At 61.6% G+C, this 242-nt stretch carries 1 protein-coding gene; it reads right to left on the bottom strand.

Annotation, left to right across the window (positions count from 1 at the left end; translation table 11 throughout):
• Positions 1–242 (bottom strand): DUF2889 domain-containing protein (locus R0J87_RS23955; RefSeq protein WP_498889533.1); only part of this gene is annotated, 242 nt, incomplete at both ends.

Here is a 242-nt window from a genome sequence, read left to right as displayed (position 1 = left end):
GATCGCGCACAACTCGGTGAGATGCGTGCAACCAGCCGTGCCGGCCAGCAAACGGGCAGCATCGCGACGGAAGTTGTGAAGGAGATTGAGCCCGATGAGGGCACGGTAGGCAGGATTGCTGGCTTGGCATAGCCCGGGATAGGGCACCCAGTCGGACGACGCCTCGGCGTCGACGACATTGAGCTTGCGATCGATGGTGATGCGAAGCCAGAGTTCATGGATCGGTTGACCATTGGGCCGGA

Origin of the sequence: Halomonas sp. SIMBA_159 (assembly GCF_046536035.1) — a bacterium.
GTDB classification, from domain to species: domain Bacteria; phylum Pseudomonadota; class Gammaproteobacteria; order Pseudomonadales; family Halomonadaceae; genus Vreelandella; species Vreelandella venusta_A.
This window is presented reverse-complemented; position numbering and strand designations above follow the sequence as displayed.